The following is an 18,735-nucleotide window of genomic DNA, read 5'->3' as shown; positions in this document are numbered from 1 at the left end:
GAGACGCAGCGCACACAGGCCACGATGGTGTCCTTGTGGACGTCCAGCCCGGCACAGCGGGGATAGAGTACTTGCATGGAGCCTCCTGCCAGAGTCAACGGCGTCGGCGGCAGCCCTCGTTGTCGAAATCTAGTAGACGTGCTTCGGGGTGTTGCCACCCACGGTCACAATTCGGGGTGCTCGCAGGGCTGCGGGTCCAACTAGTCAACGGGCTCGGGGCACCAAGCGGGAGCCGACCTCGTTACCGACACCGTCTATCATCTTATTCCTGTCACCGCGCAATTCACCGGCCCCAAGCCCGCTTCATCCTTCGGGGTCCGGCCCGCCCGATGGATAACTAGTCAGGAACACCGCCCCCATGACCTCCACGAAAGTCCTGGATTACTTCGCCAGCCTCGTGGCCGACGACGATGCGATCCCGCTCACCGAGACCGCGCTTGCGATCGCCCAGGACGCCTACCCTGACCTGGACCTGCAAGCCGAACTGGCCGCCCTCGACGTACTGGCGGTGCGCCTCAAGCGGCGGATCGCCGAAGGCACGCCCGCCATCCAGCGCCTGCGCCTGCTGAACCATTTCTTCTACCGCGACCTGGGTTTCGGACCCAACGCCAACGATTACTACGACCCGGACAATTCGTACCTGAACGTGGTGCTCAAGCAGCGCCGGGGCATTCCGATCTCGCTGGCCGTGCTGTACATGGAGCTGGGCCAGCAGATCGGCCTGCCGCTGAAAGGCGTGTCGTTTCCCAACCATTTCCTGGTGCGCATGACGATTCCCGCCGGCGAGGTCGTGCTTGACCCGCTGACCGGCGAAACGCTGTCGAAGGAACAGTTGCAGGAAATGCTCGACCCGTTCCTGGAGCGCGAGGGCATCACGGGTTCGAATGAAGTGCCGCTGGGGCTGTTCCTGCAGGTGGCCGGCCATCGCGAGATCGTGGCGCGCATGCTGCGCAACCTGAAGGCCATCTATCTGCAGGAATCGCGCTGGCAGCGGCTGCTGGCGGTGCAGAACCGGCTGGTGATCCTGCTGCCCGATTCGATCGAGGAAGTCCGCGATCGCGGCCTGGCATATGCCAACCTGGAGTGCTTCCGGCCGGCGCTGGAAGACCTGGAAGCCTATGTCCAGGCGCGTCCCGATGCCGCCGACACCACGCAGATCCGCGACCGCATGCCGGCCCTGCGCATGATGAGCCGCAGCCTGAACTGACGTCCGGCCGCGGCGTTCCGCGCCAAGCGCGGCTTAGCGGTCAGCCGGGGCGCGCGTGCGGCCCTTGCCGCGTACCAGCTTCCACAGCCCGCCCAGCACCAGCGGTACCACGGCCGCGCCGATACCGGCCAGCACGATCAGGTTGAGGTACTGCTTGATGAACGGCAGGTTACCGAAGAAGTAGCCGGCGAACACCAGGCCGAACACCCATGTTGCCGCACCGATCACATTGAACAGCTGGAAGCGCGCAAACGTCATCTGCGACACGCCCGCCACGAACGGCGCGAACGTGCGCACGATCGGGATGAAGCGCGCCATCACCAGCGTCTTGCCGCCGTGGCGTTCATAGAAGTCGTGCGTCTTGCGCAGGGCCTGCTGGTCCAGGAAGCGCCAGTGCTGGTCGAATACCTTGGGCCCGATCCAGCTGCCCACAAAGTAGTTGACCGTGTTGCCCGTGACGGCGGCCACGAACAGCAGGCCCGCCAGCATCCATTCGTTCATGGCGCCTGCCGCGCACATGGCGCCGGCAATGAACAGCAGCGAGTCGCCCGGCAGGAACGGCAGCACCACCAGTCCGGTCTCGGCAAAGACGATGGCAAACAGGATGCCGTAGACCCAGACCCCATAGTCCAGGACGAACTGCCCCAGGAATTTGTCGACATGGAGCACCATGTCGATCAGATGCAATACGGTATCCAAATTAGCCTCTCTCCAAAGAAGGCCCCCATCATACAAGAGCCACTACGACAATCCGTCACCTCCTGCCGGGACTTGTGCCGAAAACGTGTCCGGCCGCACGTATAATCGCCGGCATGCCTGCCGACGCCGCCCTGCCTGAAGCCTCAAACCCCCTTCGCACCACCCAGCCTGGCCGCCCGATCCGTCCGTTGCCGGATCAACTGATCAGCCAGATTGCGGCCGGCGAGGTGGTGGAGCGCCCCGCTTCGGTGGTCAAGGAACTGCTCGAAAACGCACTCGATGCCGGCGCTACCCAGCTTGGTATCCGGCTGGAGGAAGGCGGCGTGCGGCGCATCGTCATCACCGACAACGGCTGCGGCATTCCCGCCGACGAACTGCCCGTTGCGCTGATGCGCCACGCCACCAGCAAGATCGCCTCGCTCGACGAACTGGAATCGGTCCTGACGCTCGGTTTCCGGGGCGAGGCCCTGGCGTCGATCGCCTCGGTCTCGCACCTGGTACTGACCAGCCGCACTGCTGCGGCCGCGCACGCCACCCAGATCAGCGCCGACAGCGGCCAGCTGCAGCCCGCCTCCGGCGGCGTGGGCACGATGATCGACGTGCAGCACCTGTACTTCAACACGCCAGCGCGTAGAAAGTTCCTTAAATCGGAACAAACCGAGCTGGGCCACTGCCTGGAGATGATCCGGCGCGCGGCGCTGGCGCGGCCCGATGTCACGATTTCCGTCCACCACAACGGCAAGCCGCTGGAGCACTGGAATGCCGGCGACGTGTCCGCGCGCACGGCCCAGGTGCTGGGTAGCGACTTCGCGCGGTCGCGGCTGGCGCTGGACGAAGACGCCGATGCGCTGCACCTGTACGGTTTTGCCGGCCTGCCGACGGCGTCGCGCGGACGGCCCGACCAGCAGTACTTCTTCGTCAACGGGCGCTTCGTGCGCGACAAGCTGCTGAACCACGCCGTGCGCAGCGCCTACCAGGACGTACTGCACGGCGACCGCTTTCCGTCGTACGTGCTGTGCCTGGACCTGCCGCCCGAACTGGTCGACGTCAACGTCCACCCGTCGAAGATCGAAGTGCGCTTCCGCGAATCGCGCGCGGTCCATCAGTTCGTCTATCACGCCGTGCAGCGCTGCCTGGCGCGCCAGGCCGGCGAACAGGGCGACAGCCTGCATTCCGATACCGGCGACGGTGCCGGCCTGATGCCGATGCCCACGGCGCGCCCGGCCACGCCCGCACCCGGCGTGCCCGGCGCCTCGCCGCAATGGATCAACTACTCGGCAGGCCGCCAGACCGAACTGGGCATTGCGCAGCCGCGCCAGGCCTATCTGGGCATGGTGCGTGACGCCACCTCGCCGGGATCGGCCAACCCGGGATCGTGGCAACCGTCGTCGCGCCCGCCCGCGTGGCTGGCCGACGCCCAGGCCGCCCGTGCCGACGAGCCGCCCAGCCTGCTCGACCGCCTGCCGCCGCGCGTCCCGGAACAGCCGGGCGCCGATGCCGGATCTGGCGAGGTCGATCATCCGCTGGGCTACGCCATCGCCCAGTTGCACGGCATCTACGTGCTGGCGCAGAACGCGCGCGGGCTGGTGCTGGTGGATATGCACGCGGCGCACGAACGCATCCTGTACGAACAGATCAAGGACGGGCTGGCCGCGCGCCAGCTGGCCGTGCAGCCGCTGCTGATTCCGGTCACGCTACCGGCCAGCCCGGTGGAAATCGGCGCGGCCGAAGAGCACCAGGAGACGCTGCAGCTGCTGGGCTTCGATATCGCGCCGATGTCGCCCACCACGCTGGCCGTGCGCGCCATTCCAGCCCTGCTCGAGCAGGCCGATGCCGAAGCACTGGCGCGCGACGTGCTGCGCGACCTGCAGTCCTACGGCGGCTCGCGCGTGCTGGCCGAACGCCAGAACGAACTGCTGGCCACGCTGGCCTGCCATAGCGCCGTGCGTGCCAATCGCAAGCTGACCGTCGAGGAAATGAACGCGCTGCTGCGCCAGATGGAACAGACCGAACGCGCCGACCAGTGCAATCACGGTCGTCCCACGTGGGTCCAGCTGACCGTCACCGAACTCGACCGCCTGTTCCTGCGCGGCCAGTAAGCCCCTGTTTCCCGTTGGCCGTTTGATGATGTCATCGCAGTTTTCCGACTTTCCGCCCATCGTCTGTCTGCTGGGGCCCACCGCGTCCGGCAAGACCGCTGCCGCGCTGGAACTGGCCGCGCGTCGCCCGGTGGAGATCATCAGCCTGGATTCCGCGCTGGTCTATCGCGAGATGGATATCGGCACGGCCAAGCCCACGCCGGCCGAACTGGCCAGCGTGCCGCACCACCTGATCGATATCATCGATCCGCTCGCCAGCTACTCGGCCGCGCAGTTCGTGGCCGATGCCGAACGGCTGATCGACGAGATCCGGTCGCGCGGCCATACACCGCTAATCGTCGGCGGCACCATGCTCTATTACAAGGCGCTGACGCAGGGCCTGAACGATCTGCCGCAGGCCGATGCCACGGTACGCGCCGAACTCGACGCGCTGGCCGCCGAGCGCGGCTGGCCGGCGCTGCATGCGATGCTGGCCGAGGTCGACCCGGTCACGGCCGCACGCCTGGCGCCCAACGATGCGCAGCGCATCCAGCGTGCGCTGGAGATTTACCGGATCGGCGGCCAGCCGATGTCGGCGCTGCTGGCCCGCCAGGCCGATGCGCGCACCTTCACCGGGGCGGCCGATGCGCGCTACCGGGTGATCGCGCTGGAGCCCTCGGATCGCGCCGTCCTGCACGCCCGTATTGCCGACCGCTTCGACGCGATGCTGACCGGGGGGCTGATCGACGAAGTGCAGCGGCTGCGCGCACGCGGCGACCTGCATCTGGGGCTGCCGTCGATGCGCTGCGTCGGCTATCGGCAGGTGTGGGAATACCTGGACGGCAACTGCGACGCCGCCACCATGCGCGAGCGCGGCATTGCCGCCACGCGCCAGCTCTGCAAGCGGCAACTGACATGGCTGCGCAGCACGCCGGAGCGCATCAGCGTCGATGCCCTGGCCCCGGACTACGTCGCGCAGGTGGCCCAGGCCGCGGACTGGTGATCGCGCGCCGGGTGACCGATAATCATCGCTTCCGTTTTTTAAGCGAATTGCGATGACCGCCTTCTCGATCCGCCCCGCCACGCCCGCCGACAGCGCCACGCTGTTCCGCCTGATCTCGGACCTGGCCGAATACGAAAAGCTGACGCACCTGGTGGAAGCCACGCCGCAGAAGATTGGCGACGCGCTGTTCGGCCCCCGGCCCCATGCCGAAGCGGTGATCGTGGAAGTCGACCAGGATGGTGCGAAGCAGGCCGTCGGCTTTGCCCTGTTCTTCCACAACTTCTCGACTTTCCTGGCCAAACCCGGCCTGTACCTGGAAGATCTGTTCGTCGAGCCAGCCTGGCGCGGGCACGGGCTGGGCAAGGCGCTGCTCAAGCATCTGGCGGCGCTGGCCGTGGAACGCGGCTGTGGCCGCTTCGAGTGGTCGGTGCTGGACTGGAACCAGCCGTCGATCGATTTCTACCAGGCGATGGGCGCCGACGTGATGCCGGACTGGCGCATCTGCCGCGTGACGGGCGATGCGCTGACGAAGCTGGGGACGGAGTAACAGTGCCTGGAGTTGGCTCCTCTCTCCCGCACAGCGGGAGAGGGGTTGGGGGAGAGGGTCAGCGATTCAATCAACGACAAGTCGCAATTAGAACCTCAACGCCCGCTCCCCCGGCCCTCTCCCACGTCGGGGAGAGGGGGAACAGCAAACAGTCAGATCAGACCACCACGGTCTGCGCCTGGCCTTCGGCGCGTTCCTGGATCTCGCCGATCTGCCACACAGCTTCACCGGCGGCCTGCAGGTGGCGGATGGCGCGTTCGGCGTCTTCCCTGGCCACGATCACGACCATGCCGATGCCGCAGTTGAACACGCGGTGCATTTCGGCGTCGGCCACGTTGCCTTGCGCCTGCAGCCACTGGAACAGCGGCGGCAGCGTCCAGGCGTCGCGCTGGATCACGGCCGTCAGGTTGTCGGCCAGCACGCGCGGCACGTTCTCGGTCAGGCCGCCGCCGGTGATGTGGGCCATGCCCTTGACCGGCAGCGTGTCGATCAGCGACAGCAGCGGCTTCACGTAGATGCGCGTCGGCGCCATGATCGCGTCCTGCAGGCGCTGGCCGTGGAAGTCGGCATTCAGGTCCGGCTTGGCCACTTCGATGATCTTGCGCACCAGCGAGTAACCGTTCGAGTGTGCACCCGAAGAGGCCAGGCCCAGCACCACGTCGCCCGGGCGGATCGTGGAGCCGTCGATGATCTTCTTCTTTTCCACGGCACCGACCGCGAAACCGGCCAGGTCGTATTCACCGTCCGGGTACATGCTCGGCATTTCGGCGGTTTCGCCGCCGATCAGCGCGCAGCCCGACAGTTCGCAACCATGGGCGATGCCCTGGATCACGGTGGCGGCGGTGTCCACGTCCAGCTTGCCGCAGGCGAAATAGTCCAGGAAGAACAGCGGCTCGGCACCCTGCACCAGGATGTCGTTGACGCTCATGGCTACCAGGTCCTGGCCCACGGTGTCGTGGCGGTTCAGCTGGAAGGCCAGCTTGAGCTTGGTGCCCACGCCGTCGGTGCCGGACACCAGCACCGGCTCCTGGTACTTCTTCGACAGTTCGAACAGCGCGCCGAATCCGCCGATACCGGCCATCACGCCTTCGCGCATGGTGCGCTTGGCAAACGGCTTGATCCGGTCGATCAGGGCGTCGCCGGCATCGATGTCAACACCGGCATCGCGGTAGGAAAGGCCTGCCTGGCCGGCGGTCGGGGATGCGCTCATGAGAACCTGCTTGTCTTGGATGAGGGTGAAGTGCGGAATCCGTCGCTTTTTCGCTGCGTCCCTGGGCCGGGGAGGCCAATCGGGCACGGAGCACGGACGCGAGTCCAGTAAAATCGCGATTTTAACGGATACAGGCTCCCGGCGACCAGTGATCGCGGACGAATCCACCTGCCACACTGCCAAGCCATGACGCGCCGGCCCCTCCGATGACCGCTCCCCTGCTTTCCCAAGACGCCAGGCGCATCCTGTTGTGGATTGTTGTCGCCGCCGCCCTGTTCGCCGTAATCCTGGCGCTGGCGCCCGTGCTGACGCCGTTTCTGGTCGCATTCATCTTTTCGTACATCCTCAATCCGGGGGTGGACTGGCTGCAACGGCGCCGGGTGCCCCGTTTCATTGGCGTGGCGCTGATGATCGGGCTGCTGGGCGTGGTCATGGTGCTGCTGGTGCTGCTGCTGATCGCGGTGCTCCAGCGCGAGATCCCACAATTGCGCGAACAGGTGCCGATCCTGCTGCAGAAGCTCAACAGCGTGCTGGCGCCGAAGCTGGCGGAACTTGGCGTGCGGGTGCGTTTCGACTTCCCCGGCCTGCGCAGCATGCTGCAGAACCGCTTCGCGGCCAGCCCCGAAGACCTGATGCAGGTGCTGTTCGACTACGTGCGCGTGTCGGGTTCGGCGCTGATCGAGCTGGCCGGGCTGCTGTTCATCGTGCCGATCCTGATGTTCTACCTGCTGATGGACTGGCACATGGTCATGCGGCGTATCGAGCGCCTGGTGCCGCGCCGCTGGGTGCCCAAGGTGCATGAACTCTCGGCCGAGACCGACGCCCTGCTGTCCCAGTACCTGCGCGGGCAGATCCTGGTCATGGTGATCCTGGCCGCGATCTACTCGATCGGCCTGACCGTGGCCGGCTTCGATGTCGGCATCCCGGTGGGCGTCTTCACCGGCCTGGCCGTGTTCATCCCGTATATCGGTTTCGGCATCGGACTGACGCTGGCGGTGCTGGCCGCGCTACTGCAATTCGGCAACTGGTATGGGCTGGGCGCCGTGGCGGTGGTATACGGCATCGGCCAGTTCGTGGAAAGCTTCTACCTGACACCGCGGCTGGTGGGCGAGCGTATCGGCCTGCACCCGCTGGTGGTGATCTTCGCGCTGCTGGCGTTCGGGCAGCTGTTCGGCTTCTTTGGCGTGCTGCTGGCATTGCCAACCTGTGCGGTGCTGCTGGTCGGCGCGCGTCAGCTGCGACGCGTTTACCTGTCCAGCGACCTCTATCGGCACTAGGCCGGCACTGGGCATACTGCAGGCACGTATCGCGCAAGTAACGGATTCGTCATGTCACCGCGTCAAAGTCATAAGCAGCTGTCGCTGGAACTGGGCAGCCCGCCCCCTTCCACGTTCGACAATTTCTTCGTGTCGGCCAATCGCGAGCCGGTGCAGCGCCTGCGCGACCTGCCCGGCCTGGTGGCGCGCGAGCAGGCCGACGACCGCCTGTTCTACCTGTGGGGCGACATGGGCTCCGGCCGTACCCACCTGCTGCATGCCGTCTGCGACGCCGCGATCCACGCCGGCCTGAACTGCCGCTATCTGAGCCCGCACCACGCGCTGGCCGACTTCATGTTCGACCCGGCGTGCCAGATCTATACCGTCGACAACGTCGATCTGCTGGACGAAGCGCGCCAGATCGCCGTTTTTTCGCTTTATAACGAGGTGCGCGCCCACGTGCGCTGCGCGCTCGTGGTGGCGGGCAGCCTGGCACCGCGCGCCATGCCGGTACGTGAAGACCTGCGCACACGGCTGGGCTGGGGGCTGGTCTACCAGCTCCAGCCGCTGTCCGACGAGGACAAGATGGCGGCGCTGGTGCAGGCCGCCAAGGAGCGCGGGCTGCAGCTTTCGCCCGAAATCCCGCACTGGCTCGTGACGCGCCACTATCGCGACATGCCCAGCCTGATGGCGCTGCTTGACGCGCTGGACATGTATTCGCTGGAGCGCAAGCGTGCGGTGACGCTGCCGCTGCTGCGCGAAATGTTCGCCGAATTCCGGGAGTAATCGCCGGACCCGCACGCTCCCTTCGTGGGGCCGGCGAGACGCCGCCCCGCTCGTCCCCCGGGCCCGGCCGACCGCCCGGGGCACCTTAATGTAAAATCGCGCCCCATGAATCTGGCACTGTTTGACCTCGACCACACCCTGATCCCGACCGATAGCGACCACGAATGGGGCCGCTTCCTGGTCCGCATGGGCGTCGTCGACGAGGAATCGTATCGTCGCAAGAACGACGAGTTCTACAGCCAATACAAGGCTGGGACGCTCAATATCCAGGAATTCCTGCGCTTTGCGCTGGCCCCCCTGGCGGCCAACCCGCGCGACCGCCTGGATCAATGGCGCGTGCGCTTCATGCACGAGGTCATCGAGCCGGTCATCACGCCGCAGGCGAAGGCCCTCGTGTACAAGCACCTGGAAGCCGGCGACCTGTGCGCGGTGGTGACGGCCACCAACAGCTTTGTCACGGCGCCGATCGCCCAGGCCTTCGGCATCAAGCACCTGATCGCCACCGATCCGGAAACGATCGACGGCAAGGCCGAGAGCGCCTTCACCGGCGAAGTGGCTGGCGTGCCCAGCTTCCGCGAAGGCAAGATCACCCGCGTGGAAAGCTGGCTCAAGGGCCTGGGCGCCAAGTGGGACGACTTCGGCACCACCACGTTCTATAGCGATTCGGCCAACGACCTGCCGCTGCTCGAAAAGGTCAGCGAGCCGATCGCCGCCAACCCCGACGATCGCCTGCGCACCCACGCCGCGGCCGCTGGCTGGCGCATCATGGACCTGTTCTGACGTGATCAAGAAGCTCATCACCCGGCTGCTGGGCAAGCCGGGACCGAAACAGCGCCGCACGGGCCGCGCCCATACCCCACGCGTGGTTGGCGTGGAAGAACACAGGATCGACCCGGCGCTGATCTCGCGCAACGCGGTCAAGGTCACGTCCACGCTGCAACAGGCCGGGTATCAGGCCTTCATCGTCGGCGGGGCCGTGCGCGACCTGCTGCTCGGCATCAAGCCGAAGGATTTCGACGTGGCCACCAACGCCACGCCGGAACAGGTGCAGGCGCTGTTCCGCCGTTCCCGGATCATTGGCCGCCGCTTCCAGATCGTGCACGTGACGTTCTACGGCGGACGCGAGCAGGAGATCATCGAGGTCTCGACATTCCGCGCGCTGGTGGACGCCGTGGCCAGCGAGACGCTGCCCGAAGGGCGCCGGCTGAAGCGGGCCGAGCTCGACAGCAAGACCCATGCGATAGACGCCAGCGGCCGCGTGCTGCGCGACAACGTTTGGGGATCGCAGGCCGAAGACGCCGAACGCCGCGACTTCACCATCAACGCGATGTACTACGATCCGGCCGCGCAGACCGTGCATGACTACCATCACGGCATGGAAGACATGCACGCCCGCACGCTGCGCATGATCGGCGACCCGGTCACGCGCTACCGCGAGGACCCCGTCCGCATGCTGCGCGTGGTGCGCTTTGCCGCCAAGACCGGCTTCGGCATCGACGAGGACACCCGTGCGCCGATCGCCGAACTGGCACCGCTGATCCACAACGTGCCCAGCGCGCGCCTGTTCGACGAGATGCTCAAGCTGCTGATGTCGGGCCACGCCTGGGCATCGCTGCAGGAACTGCGCAAGGCCGGCCTGCACAAGGGCCTGCTGCCGCTGCTGGACGTGGCCATCGAACAGCCGATGGGCCAGCGTTTCGTGCAACTGGCGCTCGACAACACCGACCTGCGCGTGCAGGCCGGCAAGCCGGTGTCCCCGGGCTTCCTGTTCGCGTCGCTGCTGTGGCACCACGTGCTACAGCGCTGGACCAGGCTGCGCGACGAAGGCGAGCATCCGATTGCCGCGCTGAACACGGCCATGGACATGGTGCTGGAAAAGCAGACTGGCCAGCTGGCCATCCAGCGCCGCTTTGTCACCGACATGCGCGACATCTGGGGCATGCAGCCGCGGTTTGAAAAGCGCGTGGGCCGCATGCCGTACCGCCTGCTGGAATCGCCGCGCTTCCGCGCTGGTTACGACTTCCTGCAACTGCGTTGCGAAGCCGGCGAGCAGCCGGCCGAGGTGGGGCAGTGGTGGACCGACTTCCAGAACGCCCACCCCGACGAGCGCGAGGCGCTGATCGAGGCGGCCCGGCCCGCGCGCGGCAACGCCCGCGGCAAGTCCGCCAAGGGTTCACGGGGCGGTTCGGGTGAGAGCCACGACGGCGACCAGGACGCCGGCCACGACGGTGGCGCGGAAGGCGCCGAGGACGGCACCGGCCACGATGGCGACGCGCCGGCACGCAAACGGCGCCGCCGACGCGGTCCGCGGAAATCGGATAAAGTGTCTTCCCGCAGCGAGGCGCAATCGACTGACGGGGCCGATGGAGGTCAGCCCGAGCCAGGACCGCGCCGCGCCCAGCCGGAGGAATAACATGACGCTTGCCTTCATCGGCATCGGCGCCAATCTTGGAGATGCGCGCCAGGCGTTGAAAGACGCCATCGTGTGCCTGGCCCAGCAGGTCGGGATCACGGTAGTTGCGCGGTCGTCGTTCTACCGCACGGCCCCGGTCGACGCCTCCGGCGACGACTACTTCAATGCCGTGGTCAAGGTCGAAACGACCTTCACGGCGTCGCAACTGCTGCGCATCTGCCACCACATCGAAGACCAGTTCGGCCGCGAGCGGCCGTTCCGCAATGCACCGCGCACGCTCGACCTGGACCTGCTGCTGTTTGGCGCCGAAGCGATCAACACCGAGGCGCTGACCGTACCGCATCCGCGCATCACGGAACGCGCATTCGTGCTGGTTCCGCTGATCGAGCTGGACGCCACGCTGGACATTCCCGGCCGCGGCCGCGCAGCGGACTTCCTGCCTGGCGTGCAGGACCAACGCATCGAGAAGCTTTCCACATGCAAGTGCACGCGCCTGCAGGAAGGCAACCCTCCGTCCTGAGCGCACCGCGCACCTGACGCATGCTCGACCATCTGCGCCGCATCGTCGTCGAAGGCCCGGTCGGATCGGGCAAGTCCGCGCTGGCGCAGCGCCTGGCGCAGTACCTGCGGGCCGGCGAACTCGCCGACGGCGCCCGCCACAACCCCTTCCTCGAACGCTTCTATCGCGAGCCGCAGCGCTACGCGCTGCCGATGCAGCTGGCCTGCCTGAACCAGCGCGCCACCCAGTTGCAGCAATGGCAGACGGCGATGCTTGCCGGCCATCGCATGATTACGAATTTCCTGCACGCGCGCGACCGTCTCTACGCCGCGCTGACGCTGGAGGCCGATGAGCTGGCTCTGTACGACGCACTGGCGGCTCGGCTGCAAGTGCCGGCGCAGCGCGTGGACCTGGTCATCATGCTGCAGGCCACGCCGTCGCTGCTGCGCGAACGCATCCTGCGGCGTGGCCTGCCTGGCGAAACCGCCATCGACGAGACTTACCTGCAACGGCTGCATGACGCCTACGGCGAGTTGTTCCATCGCTATGACGACGCCCCGGTGCTGATCGTCGATACGGCCCACTTCAATCCGGTAGACAACGACGGCGATTTCCGTACACTACTGTCGCGCATCGAGAACATGCGGGGCCGCAAGGCTTTCCTGAATCTCGCTGCCCGCTGATCTGCTCCACAGCCGCTGCAAAGACGCGCCTAAGGCCCCCGGCAGCACAACACGATAACGACAACGGCCGCCGCCGAAGCTTGTTCGTGCGACACACGGCCGCCACTCCTACGGGCACTGCCATGAGTTACCTCCTCGACCCCTCCCGCAAGACCGTCACCGCGCCCAGACTGCAGGCCATGCGTGACGCCGGCGACAAGATCGCCATGCTGACCGCCTACGATTCCAGCTTCGCCGCACTGCTCGACTACTGCGGCGTCGAGATGATCCTGGTCGGCGATTCGCTGGGCAATGTGATGCAAGGCCAGCAGACCACGCTGCCGGTCACGCTTGAACACATGGCGTATCACACCGAATGCGTGGCACGCGGCAACCAGACCGCGCTGCTGGTGACGGACCTGCCGTTCGGCACCTATCCCACGCCCGAAAAGGCCTTCGAAAGCGCGGCCACGCTGATGCGCGCCGGCGCGCAGATGGTGAAGCTCGAGGGCGGCGAATGGCTGGCACCCACCGTGAAATTCCTGGTCGAGCGCAGCATCCCGGTGTGCGCCCATATCGGCCTGACGCCGCAATCCGTCCACGCATTCGGCGGCTTCAAGGTGCAGGGCAAGACCGAGGCCGGCGCCGCGCAGCTGAAGCGCGAGGCGCGGGCGCTGGAGCAGGCCGGCGCGCAGGTGATCCTGATGGAAGCCGTGCCCGCCAAGCTGGCTGGCGAGGTGACGGCGATGCTGAAGGTGCCGACCATCGGCATCGGCGCCGGCGCTGACTGCTCGGGCCAGGTGCTGGTGCTGCAGGACATGCTGAACATCTACCCCGGCCGCAAGGCCAAGTTCGTCCGCAACTTCATGGACGGCCAGACCTCGATCGAAGGCGCCGTGCGCGCCTACGTGGCCGCCGTGAAGGACGGCAGCTTCCCGGCGGTGGAACATACGTTCTCGGCTTGAGAAAACAGGCAAGCCCGGGGGTGGTCTGCCCTCTCCCATTTATGGGAGAGGTGCGGGGGAGAGGGCCGGCGATTGCGGTACCAAGCGAGGATCTCGCAGCCGAAGCGTTTGCCGTCTCCCCAACCCCTCTCCCGCGTGCGGGAGAGGAAGTCAATCAGTAGACTGTGCGTCACGCAGCCGCGCCAGCATCGTTCCCCGCAACGCATTGGCGATAACGATCGCCTCGGCCCCCAGCACCATCTCGCGCGTCACCGTCGTCTCGGCCACCGGGCCGTCGATCAGTGCATCGCCCTCCTCCAGCACCACCGCACGCATCACGCCCGGCAGGATGTCGGCAGACAGCGGCGGCGTCAGCCACTGCCCATCGACCTTGACGAAGACCGAGCTGCGCCCGCCTTCGAGCAGTTCGTCGCGCGTGTTGAAGAACAGGCAATCGAAGGCCCCGGCACGCTCCGCCGCCTGCCAGCCCTGATCGAACGTACTACGCGCGCTAAGCTTGTGGCGGCGCAGCGGATCGGCCACAGGCAATCGCAATTCCGCCATTTCGAGGTCGGCCGTTGCGGCCGGCAGCGGTGGTAGCGGTCCGCTGGACATCGCGATGGTGCCGCGTTTGTCGACGCTCATCCGCAAGCGCCAGTCGCCATCGCCCAACCGCGCCGCCTCGGCCTGCAACGCTGCACGTACGGCCGGCATGTCGAAGGCGAATCCACAAATTTTTGAAGATTTGGCGATGCGTGCGAGATGCCGTTCGCGATGCTGCACCACGCCGTCGCGCGCGTGCATGGTTTCGAACAGCGTGAAGCCCGGATCATGCGCCGTCAGAAAGCGCGCCTTCCAGCCGCATTCGGCGAATTCGTCGTCGGCCACGCTGTCGTGCACAATGCCGCCGCCCACGCCCATCTCGCCGCGCCGCAAGCCGCCTTCATCGGCAGCGCCGAGCACCAGCGTGCGGATCGCCACCGACATCCCGAAAGCGCCCAGCGCGACACCGGCGCGCGGCGCATCGAGCCAGCCGATCGATCCCGTATAGAGCCCGCGCGGCGACGATTCCAGTTCGGCAATGATCTGCATGGTGCGGCGCTTGGGCGCACCCGTGATCGACCCGCACGGAAACAGCGCCTGCATCAGCCCGCCGAACGACGTGCCGGTCTGTGCAGTGGCGGTGACGGTCGACGTCATCTGCAGCACGCGCCCGAATGGCTCGACCACGAAGCGATTTGGCACCGCCACGCTGCCAGGCACGGCCAGGCGACCCAGGTCGTTGCGCAGCAGGTCGACGATCATCACGTTCTCGGCACGATTCTTCGGATCGGCGGCCAGGATCCTGGCCGATCGTGCATCCACGTCAGCATCGCCGGTGCGCGGTGCCGTGCCTTTCATCGGGCGCGCCACCAGATGGCCCGCGCCGTCGTGCGCCACGAACAATTCCGGTGACAAGGACAGCACCCAGCCATCGCCGGGCAATCGCGCCAGCGCGCCGAACGGCACGGGCTGGGCATCACGCAGCGCGGCGTAGAACGCCACCGGGTCGCCGAATGCCTGGAAATGCAGCCGCTGGGTGAAATTGACCTGGTAGGTATCACCCGCCTCGATGTACGCATGGATCCGCGCGATGGCGTCGGTGTACTGTTCGCGCGACAGGTTGCCGGCCACGTCGAGCACGCCAGCCGGGCCGGGCCGGGCCTGGGCGTCTACCCACTGCTTCACCTGTCCGACGTCGAGCAGCGTCAGCGTACGGAACCACAGCAGGCGCAACGCGCCATCGTGGAACGGTAGCCGCTCGTCCAGATGAACCGGGGCGCCGACGAGATGGCCGCCGAATTCGTACGGCGCAAACAGTGCAACGTGCAGGCCGTCGCGCCAGCCTTGCGCCAGCAGTGCGTCGAGCGCGGCGGCATCGGTGCCGGCCGGCACGATGTCTTCGCGCACGAAGCCGGTGTACAGGCGCGATGCGGCGACGCCCGGCGCGTGGGCATCGTCGAGCAGAACGAAGGGATCGGTGAGAGACATCAGTCTGGCGAACGTGGTCTGGATACGGACCGAGCCGTTCCAGCACCAACGATACATAAAAAAACCGGCCACGTTGCTCACGTAGCCGGTTTCTGTTTCCAGCGGCGCGAAGGCTTAGCTGAAGAAGCTCTTCACCTTGTCCAGCCAGGATTGCTCCTGCGGGCTGTGGCGCGAGCCGCCCTCGTGCACCGAACGGTCGAACTGGCGCAGCAGTTCCTTCTGGGCGTCGGTCAGCTTGACCGGCGTTTCCACGTTCACATGCACGTAGAGGTCGCCGGGATAGCCCGAGCGCACGCCCTTGATGCCCTTGCCGCGCAGCCGGAACGTCTTGCCGCCCTGCGTGCCTTCGGGCACCGGGAAACTGGCCTTGCCGCCCAGCGTCGGCACTTCCAGCTCACCGCCCAGCGCCGCCGTGGCGAACGAGATCGGCATCTGGCAGTGCAGGTCGTCGCCGTCACGCTCGAATACTTCGTGCGGCTTGATATGCACTTCGACGTACAGATCGCCCGGGGGGCCGCCGTTGATGCCCGGCTCGCCATTGCCCGACGAGCGGATGCGCATGCCTTCGTCGATCCCCGCCGGAATCTTCACTTCGAGCGTCTTCTGCGACTTCAGCTTGCCCTGGCCGTGGCACTTGGTGCATGGCTTGGGGATGAACTTGCCGCTGCCGTGGCACTTCGGGCAGGTCTGCTGCATCGTGAAGAAGCCCTGCGACACACGGACCTGGCCCACGCCGTTACAGGTCGGGCAGGTTTCCACCGACGACCCCGGCTCGGCGCCGTTGCCGTGGCAGTGATCGCAATCGTCCCAGTGGGGCACGCGGATCTGCGCCTCGTGGCCGTGCGCGGCCTGCTCCAGCGAAATCTCCATGCTGTAGCGCAGGTCGGCGCCCCGGTAGGCCTGCGGGCCGTTGCCGCGCCGGCCGCCACCGCCGGCCGCCTGGCCGAAGATGTCGCCGAAGATGTCGCCGAACGCCTCGGCAAAGCCGCCGCCGCCAAACCCGCCGGCGCCGAAGCCGCCGGCCATGTTCGGGTCCACGCCCGCATGGCCGTACTGGTCATAGGCAGCCTTCTTCTCGGGGTCGGAAAGCATCTCGTAGGCTTCCTTGGCCTCCTTGAATTTTTCCTCGGCTTCCTTGTTGTCCGGATTGCGGTCCGGGTGGTACTTCATCGCGAGCTTGCGATAAACCTTCTTGATCTCGTCTTCGCTCGCGTTCTTGCCTACCCCGAGCACTTCGTAGTAGTCACGTTTTGCCATGGTGGCTCAATACCTGATGGGCCCGGCGGGTCATGAAAACACCCGGCGGGCGATAAGCAAAAAAGCCGAGCGCGGTGTCCGACCGTGGTTTGCACCGTGAGTCAGACCACCGTCGCCCGGCGTCGGGAACGGGCAGCGGCGCCGGCATCACCCGCGCCGCCGCCCCCTTCCCGCTTACTTCTTGTCGTTCACTTCCTTGAACTCGGCGTCCACGACGTTATCGTCCTGGGGCTGGGCCTGCTGCTGGCCGGCACCGGCCGCGCCTGCACCTGCCGCGCCGGCTTCGCCGGCCTTGGCCTGCATGTCGGCGTACACCTTCTCGCCCAGCTTCTGGCTGACTTCGGACAGCGCGTTGACCTTGGCGTCGATCTCGGTCTTGTCGCCGCCACGTGCGGCGTCTTCCAGTTCCTTGATCGCAGCTTCGATCTTTTCCTTCTCGCCGGCCTCGAGCTTGTCGCCATGCTCGGTCAGGGCCTTGCGGGTCGAGTGGATCAGCGCATCGGCCTGGTTGCGGGCATCAGCCAGCTCGCGGGCCTTCTTGTCTTCCTCGGCGTTGGCCTCGGCGTCCTTCACCATGCGCTGGATCTCGTCTTCCGACAGACCCGAGTTCGCCTTGATCGTGATGCGGTTTTCCTTGCCGGTGGCCTTGTCCTTGGCGCCCACGTGCAGAATGCCGTTGGCGTCGATGTCGAACGAGACCTCGATCTGCGGCATGCCGCGCGGCGACGGCGGAATGCCTTCCAGGTTGAACTCGCCCAGCAGCTTGTTGCCGCTGGCCATCTCGCGCTCGCCCTGGAACACCTTGATCGTCACGGCCGGCTGGTTGTCGTCCGCGGTGGAGAACACCTGGGCGTGCTTGGTCGGGATGGTCGTGTTCTTCGAGATCATCTTGGTCATCACGCCGCCCAGCGTCTCGATGCCCAGCGACAGCGGCGTCACGTCCAGCAGCAGCACGTCGGTACGGTCACCCGACAGCACCGAACCCTGGATGGCGGCACCCACGGCCACGGCTTCGTCCGGGTTCACGTCCTTGCGGGCTTCCTTGCCGAAGAACTCGCGCACCTGCTCCTGCACCTTGGGCATGCGGGTCATGCCGCCCACCAGGATCACGTCGTCGATGTCGCTGACCTTGACGCCGGCATCCTTGATCGCGGTGCGGCACGGTTCGATCGTGCGGGCGATCAGGTCTTCCACCAGGGCTTCGAGCTTGGCGCGCGTGATCTTCAGGTTCAAGTGCTTCGGACCCGAGGCATCGGCCGTGATGTACGGCAGGTTGATCTCGGTCTGCTGCGAGCTCGACAGTTCGATCTTGGCCTTTTCGGCGGCTTCCTTCAGGCGCTGCAGGGCCAGCACGTCCTTCGACAGATCGACGCCCTGTTCCTTCTTGAACTCGCCGATGATGTAGTCGATGATGCGCTGGTCGAAGTCTTCGCCGCCCAGGAACGTGTCGCCGTTGGTCGACAGCACTTCGAACTGCTTCTCGCCATCAACGTCGGCGATTTCGATGATCGAGATGTCGAACGTGCCGCCACCCAGGTCATACACGGCGATCTTGCGGTCGCCCTTCTCGTTCTTGTCCATGCCGAACGCGAGCGCCGCGGCGGTCGGTTCGTTGATGATGCGCTTGACTTCCAGGCCCGCGATGCGGCCGGCGTCCTTGGTGGCCTGGCGCTGCGAGTCGTTGAAGTACGCCGGCACCGTGATCACGGCCTCGGTCACCGGCTCGCCCAGGTAGTCCTCGGCGGTCTTCTTCATCTTGCGCAGCACTTCGGCCGACACCTGCGGCGGGGCCAGCTTCTGGTCGCGCACGCCAACCCAGGCGTCGCCGTTGTCGGCCTTGACGATGGCGTAAGGCATCAGGCCGATGTCCTTCTGGACTTCCTTCTCTTCGAACTTGCGGCCGATCAGGCGCTTCACGGCATACAGCGTGTTGCGCGGATTGGTCACGGCCTGACGCTTGGCAGGGGCGCCTACCAGGATCTCGCCGTCTTCCATATAGGCGATGATCGACGGCGTGGTGCGCGCGCCTTCCGAGTTTTCGATGACTTTCGGCGTGTTGCCTTCCAGGACCGACACGCAGCTGTTGGTGGTACCCAGGTCGATACCGATGATCTTACCCATAGTGTTCTCTCCTATTGCCCTG

At 66.2% G+C, this 18,735-nt stretch carries 16 protein-coding genes; 11 read left to right on the top strand and 5 right to left on the bottom strand.

Annotation, left to right across the window (positions count from 1 at the left end; all coding sequences use genetic code 11):
• Positions 1-358: 358 nt before the first annotated feature.
• A complete protein-coding gene (locus BLQ58_RS20140) occupies positions 359-1,207 on the top strand; it encodes a SirB1 family protein (protein WP_092601523.1) in 849 nt (282 codons plus the stop codon).
• A 33-nt stretch (positions 1,208-1,240) separates the two neighbouring features.
• Here the strand turns inward: BLQ58_RS20140 and BLQ58_RS20135 are convergent, their stop codons facing one another.
• Positions 1,241-1,879, bottom strand: a complete 639-nt coding sequence (locus BLQ58_RS20135; protein WP_175459959.1) for a VTT domain-containing protein — start codon at positions 1,877-1,879, stop codon at positions 1,241-1,243.
• A 140-nt stretch (positions 1,880-2,019) separates the two neighbouring features.
• Between BLQ58_RS20135 and mutL the strand changes: the two genes are divergently transcribed.
• The 3 genes from mutL to BLQ58_RS20120 are packed head-to-tail and all read left to right on the top strand — an operon-like array spanning position 2,020 to position 5,534.
• Complete coding sequence (gene mutL, locus BLQ58_RS20130; RefSeq protein WP_092601519.1) at positions 2,020-4,005, top strand: DNA mismatch repair endonuclease MutL; 1,986 nt, start codon at positions 2,020-2,022, stop codon at positions 4,003-4,005.
• 28 nt (positions 4,006-4,033) lie between these two features.
• Positions 4,034-4,987 (top strand): tRNA (adenosine(37)-N6)-dimethylallyltransferase MiaA, encoded by a 954-nt coding sequence (gene miaA / locus BLQ58_RS20125; RefSeq protein ID WP_092601550.1) that lies wholly within the window; start codon positions 4,034-4,036, stop codon positions 4,985-4,987.
• A 46-nt stretch (positions 4,988-5,033) separates the two neighbouring features.
• On the top strand, positions 5,034-5,534 hold the full coding sequence (locus tag BLQ58_RS20120; protein WP_092601517.1) for a GNAT family N-acetyltransferase: 501 nt from the start codon (positions 5,034-5,036) through the stop codon (positions 5,532-5,534).
• 157 nt (positions 5,535-5,691) lie between these two features.
• On the opposite strand, the gene purM is transcribed toward BLQ58_RS20120, so the two are convergent.
• The gene (gene purM / locus BLQ58_RS20115) at positions 5,692-6,744 is read right to left on the bottom strand and encodes a phosphoribosylformylglycinamidine cyclo-ligase (RefSeq protein ID WP_092601515.1); all 1,053 of its coding nucleotides are present in this window, start codon (positions 6,742-6,744) and stop codon (positions 5,692-5,694) included.
• A gap of 206 nt (positions 6,745-6,950) precedes the next feature.
• On the opposite strand from purM, the gene BLQ58_RS20110 reads away from it, so the two are divergent.
• From BLQ58_RS20110 to panB, 7 genes are all read left to right on the top strand, one after another.
• Positions 6,951-8,021, top strand: a complete 1,071-nt coding sequence (locus BLQ58_RS20110; RefSeq protein ID WP_092601513.1) for an AI-2E family transporter — start codon at positions 6,951-6,953, stop codon at positions 8,019-8,021.
• A gap of 51 nt (positions 8,022-8,072) precedes the next feature.
• Positions 8,073-8,786 (top strand): DnaA regulatory inactivator Hda, encoded by a 714-nt coding sequence (gene hda, locus BLQ58_RS20105; protein WP_092601511.1) that lies wholly within the window; start codon positions 8,073-8,075, stop codon positions 8,784-8,786.
• A gap of 105 nt (positions 8,787-8,891) precedes the next feature.
• Positions 8,892-9,566 carry a histidinol-phosphatase gene (locus BLQ58_RS20100; RefSeq protein WP_092601509.1) on the top strand — a complete coding sequence of 225 codons (675 nt, stop codon included), beginning with the start codon at positions 8,892-8,894 and terminating at the stop codon, positions 9,564-9,566.
• Position 9,567: 1 nt separating this feature from the next.
• Complete coding sequence (pcnB, locus tag BLQ58_RS20095) at positions 9,568-11,199, top strand: polynucleotide adenylyltransferase PcnB (RefSeq protein WP_092601507.1); 1,632 nt, start codon at positions 9,568-9,570, stop codon at positions 11,197-11,199.
• Position 11,200: 1 nt separating this feature from the next.
• On the top strand, positions 11,201-11,719 hold the full coding sequence (gene folK, locus BLQ58_RS20090; RefSeq protein WP_092601505.1) for a 2-amino-4-hydroxy-6-hydroxymethyldihydropteridine diphosphokinase: 519 nt from the start codon (positions 11,201-11,203) through the stop codon (positions 11,717-11,719).
• Between the two features lie 20 nt (positions 11,720-11,739).
• Complete coding sequence (locus BLQ58_RS20085; RefSeq protein WP_092601503.1) at positions 11,740-12,381, top strand: deoxynucleoside kinase; 642 nt, start codon at positions 11,740-11,742, stop codon at positions 12,379-12,381.
• Positions 12,382-12,503: 122 nt separating this feature from the next.
• Positions 12,504-13,325 (top strand): 3-methyl-2-oxobutanoate hydroxymethyltransferase, encoded by an 822-nt coding sequence (gene panB, locus BLQ58_RS20080; RefSeq protein WP_092601501.1) that lies wholly within the window; start codon positions 12,504-12,506, stop codon positions 13,323-13,325.
• Positions 13,326-13,475: 150 nt separating this feature from the next.
• Here panB and BLQ58_RS20075 read toward each other — a convergent pair whose 3' ends face one another.
• From BLQ58_RS20075 to dnaK, 3 genes are all read right to left on the bottom strand, one after another.
• A complete protein-coding gene (locus BLQ58_RS20075; RefSeq protein WP_092601548.1) occupies positions 13,476-15,335 on the bottom strand; it encodes a chorismate-binding protein in 1,860 nt (619 codons plus the stop codon).
• Between the two features lie 114 nt (positions 15,336-15,449).
• Complete coding sequence (gene dnaJ, locus BLQ58_RS20070; RefSeq protein WP_092601499.1) at positions 15,450-16,592, bottom strand: molecular chaperone DnaJ; 1,143 nt, start codon at positions 16,590-16,592, stop codon at positions 15,450-15,452.
• Between the two features lie 174 nt (positions 16,593-16,766).
• Complete coding sequence (gene dnaK, locus BLQ58_RS20065) at positions 16,767-18,713, bottom strand: molecular chaperone DnaK (RefSeq protein ID WP_092601497.1); 1,947 nt, start codon at positions 18,711-18,713, stop codon at positions 16,767-16,769.
• Positions 18,714-18,735: the final 22 nt, after the last annotated feature.

Source organism: Ralstonia sp. 25mfcol4.1 (assembly GCF_900104095.1).
Lineage (GTDB): Bacteria > Pseudomonadota > Gammaproteobacteria > Burkholderiales > Burkholderiaceae > Cupriavidus.
This window is presented reverse-complemented; position numbering and strand designations above follow the sequence as displayed.

Coding starts and splice junctions, on each gene's coding strand:
- BLQ58_RS20140 (WP_092601523.1), top strand. CDS start 359: ATGACCTCCACGAAAGTCCTGGATTACTTCGCCAGCCTCGTGGCCGAC.
- BLQ58_RS20135 (WP_175459959.1), bottom strand. CDS start 1,879: ATGGTGCTCCATGTCGACAAATTCCTGGGGCAGTTCGTCCTGGACTAT.
- mutL (WP_092601519.1), top strand. CDS start 2,020: ATGCCTGCCGACGCCGCCCTGCCTGAAGCCTCAAACCCCCTTCGCACC.
- miaA (WP_092601550.1), top strand. CDS start 4,034: ATGTCATCGCAGTTTTCCGACTTTCCGCCCATCGTCTGTCTGCTGGGG.
- purM (WP_092601515.1), bottom strand. CDS start 6,744: ATGAGCGCATCCCCGACCGCCGGCCAGGCAGGCCTTTCCTACCGCGAT.
- BLQ58_RS20110 (WP_092601513.1), top strand. CDS start 6,951: ATGACCGCTCCCCTGCTTTCCCAAGACGCCAGGCGCATCCTGTTGTGG.
- hda (WP_092601511.1), top strand. CDS start 8,073: ATGTCACCGCGTCAAAGTCATAAGCAGCTGTCGCTGGAACTGGGCAGC.
- BLQ58_RS20100 (WP_092601509.1), top strand. CDS start 8,892: ATGAATCTGGCACTGTTTGACCTCGACCACACCCTGATCCCGACCGAT.
- folK (WP_092601505.1), top strand. CDS start 11,201: ATGACGCTTGCCTTCATCGGCATCGGCGCCAATCTTGGAGATGCGCGC.
- BLQ58_RS20085 (WP_092601503.1), top strand. CDS start 11,740: ATGCTCGACCATCTGCGCCGCATCGTCGTCGAAGGCCCGGTCGGATCG.
- panB (WP_092601501.1), top strand. CDS start 12,504: ATGAGTTACCTCCTCGACCCCTCCCGCAAGACCGTCACCGCGCCCAGA.
- BLQ58_RS20075 (WP_092601548.1), bottom strand. CDS start 15,335: ATGTCTCTCACCGATCCCTTCGTTCTGCTCGACGATGCCCACGCGCCG.
- dnaJ (WP_092601499.1), bottom strand. CDS start 16,592: ATGGCAAAACGTGACTACTACGAAGTGCTCGGGGTAGGCAAGAACGCG.
- dnaK (WP_092601497.1), bottom strand. CDS start 18,713: ATGGGTAAGATCATCGGTATCGACCTGGGTACCACCAACAGCTGCGTG.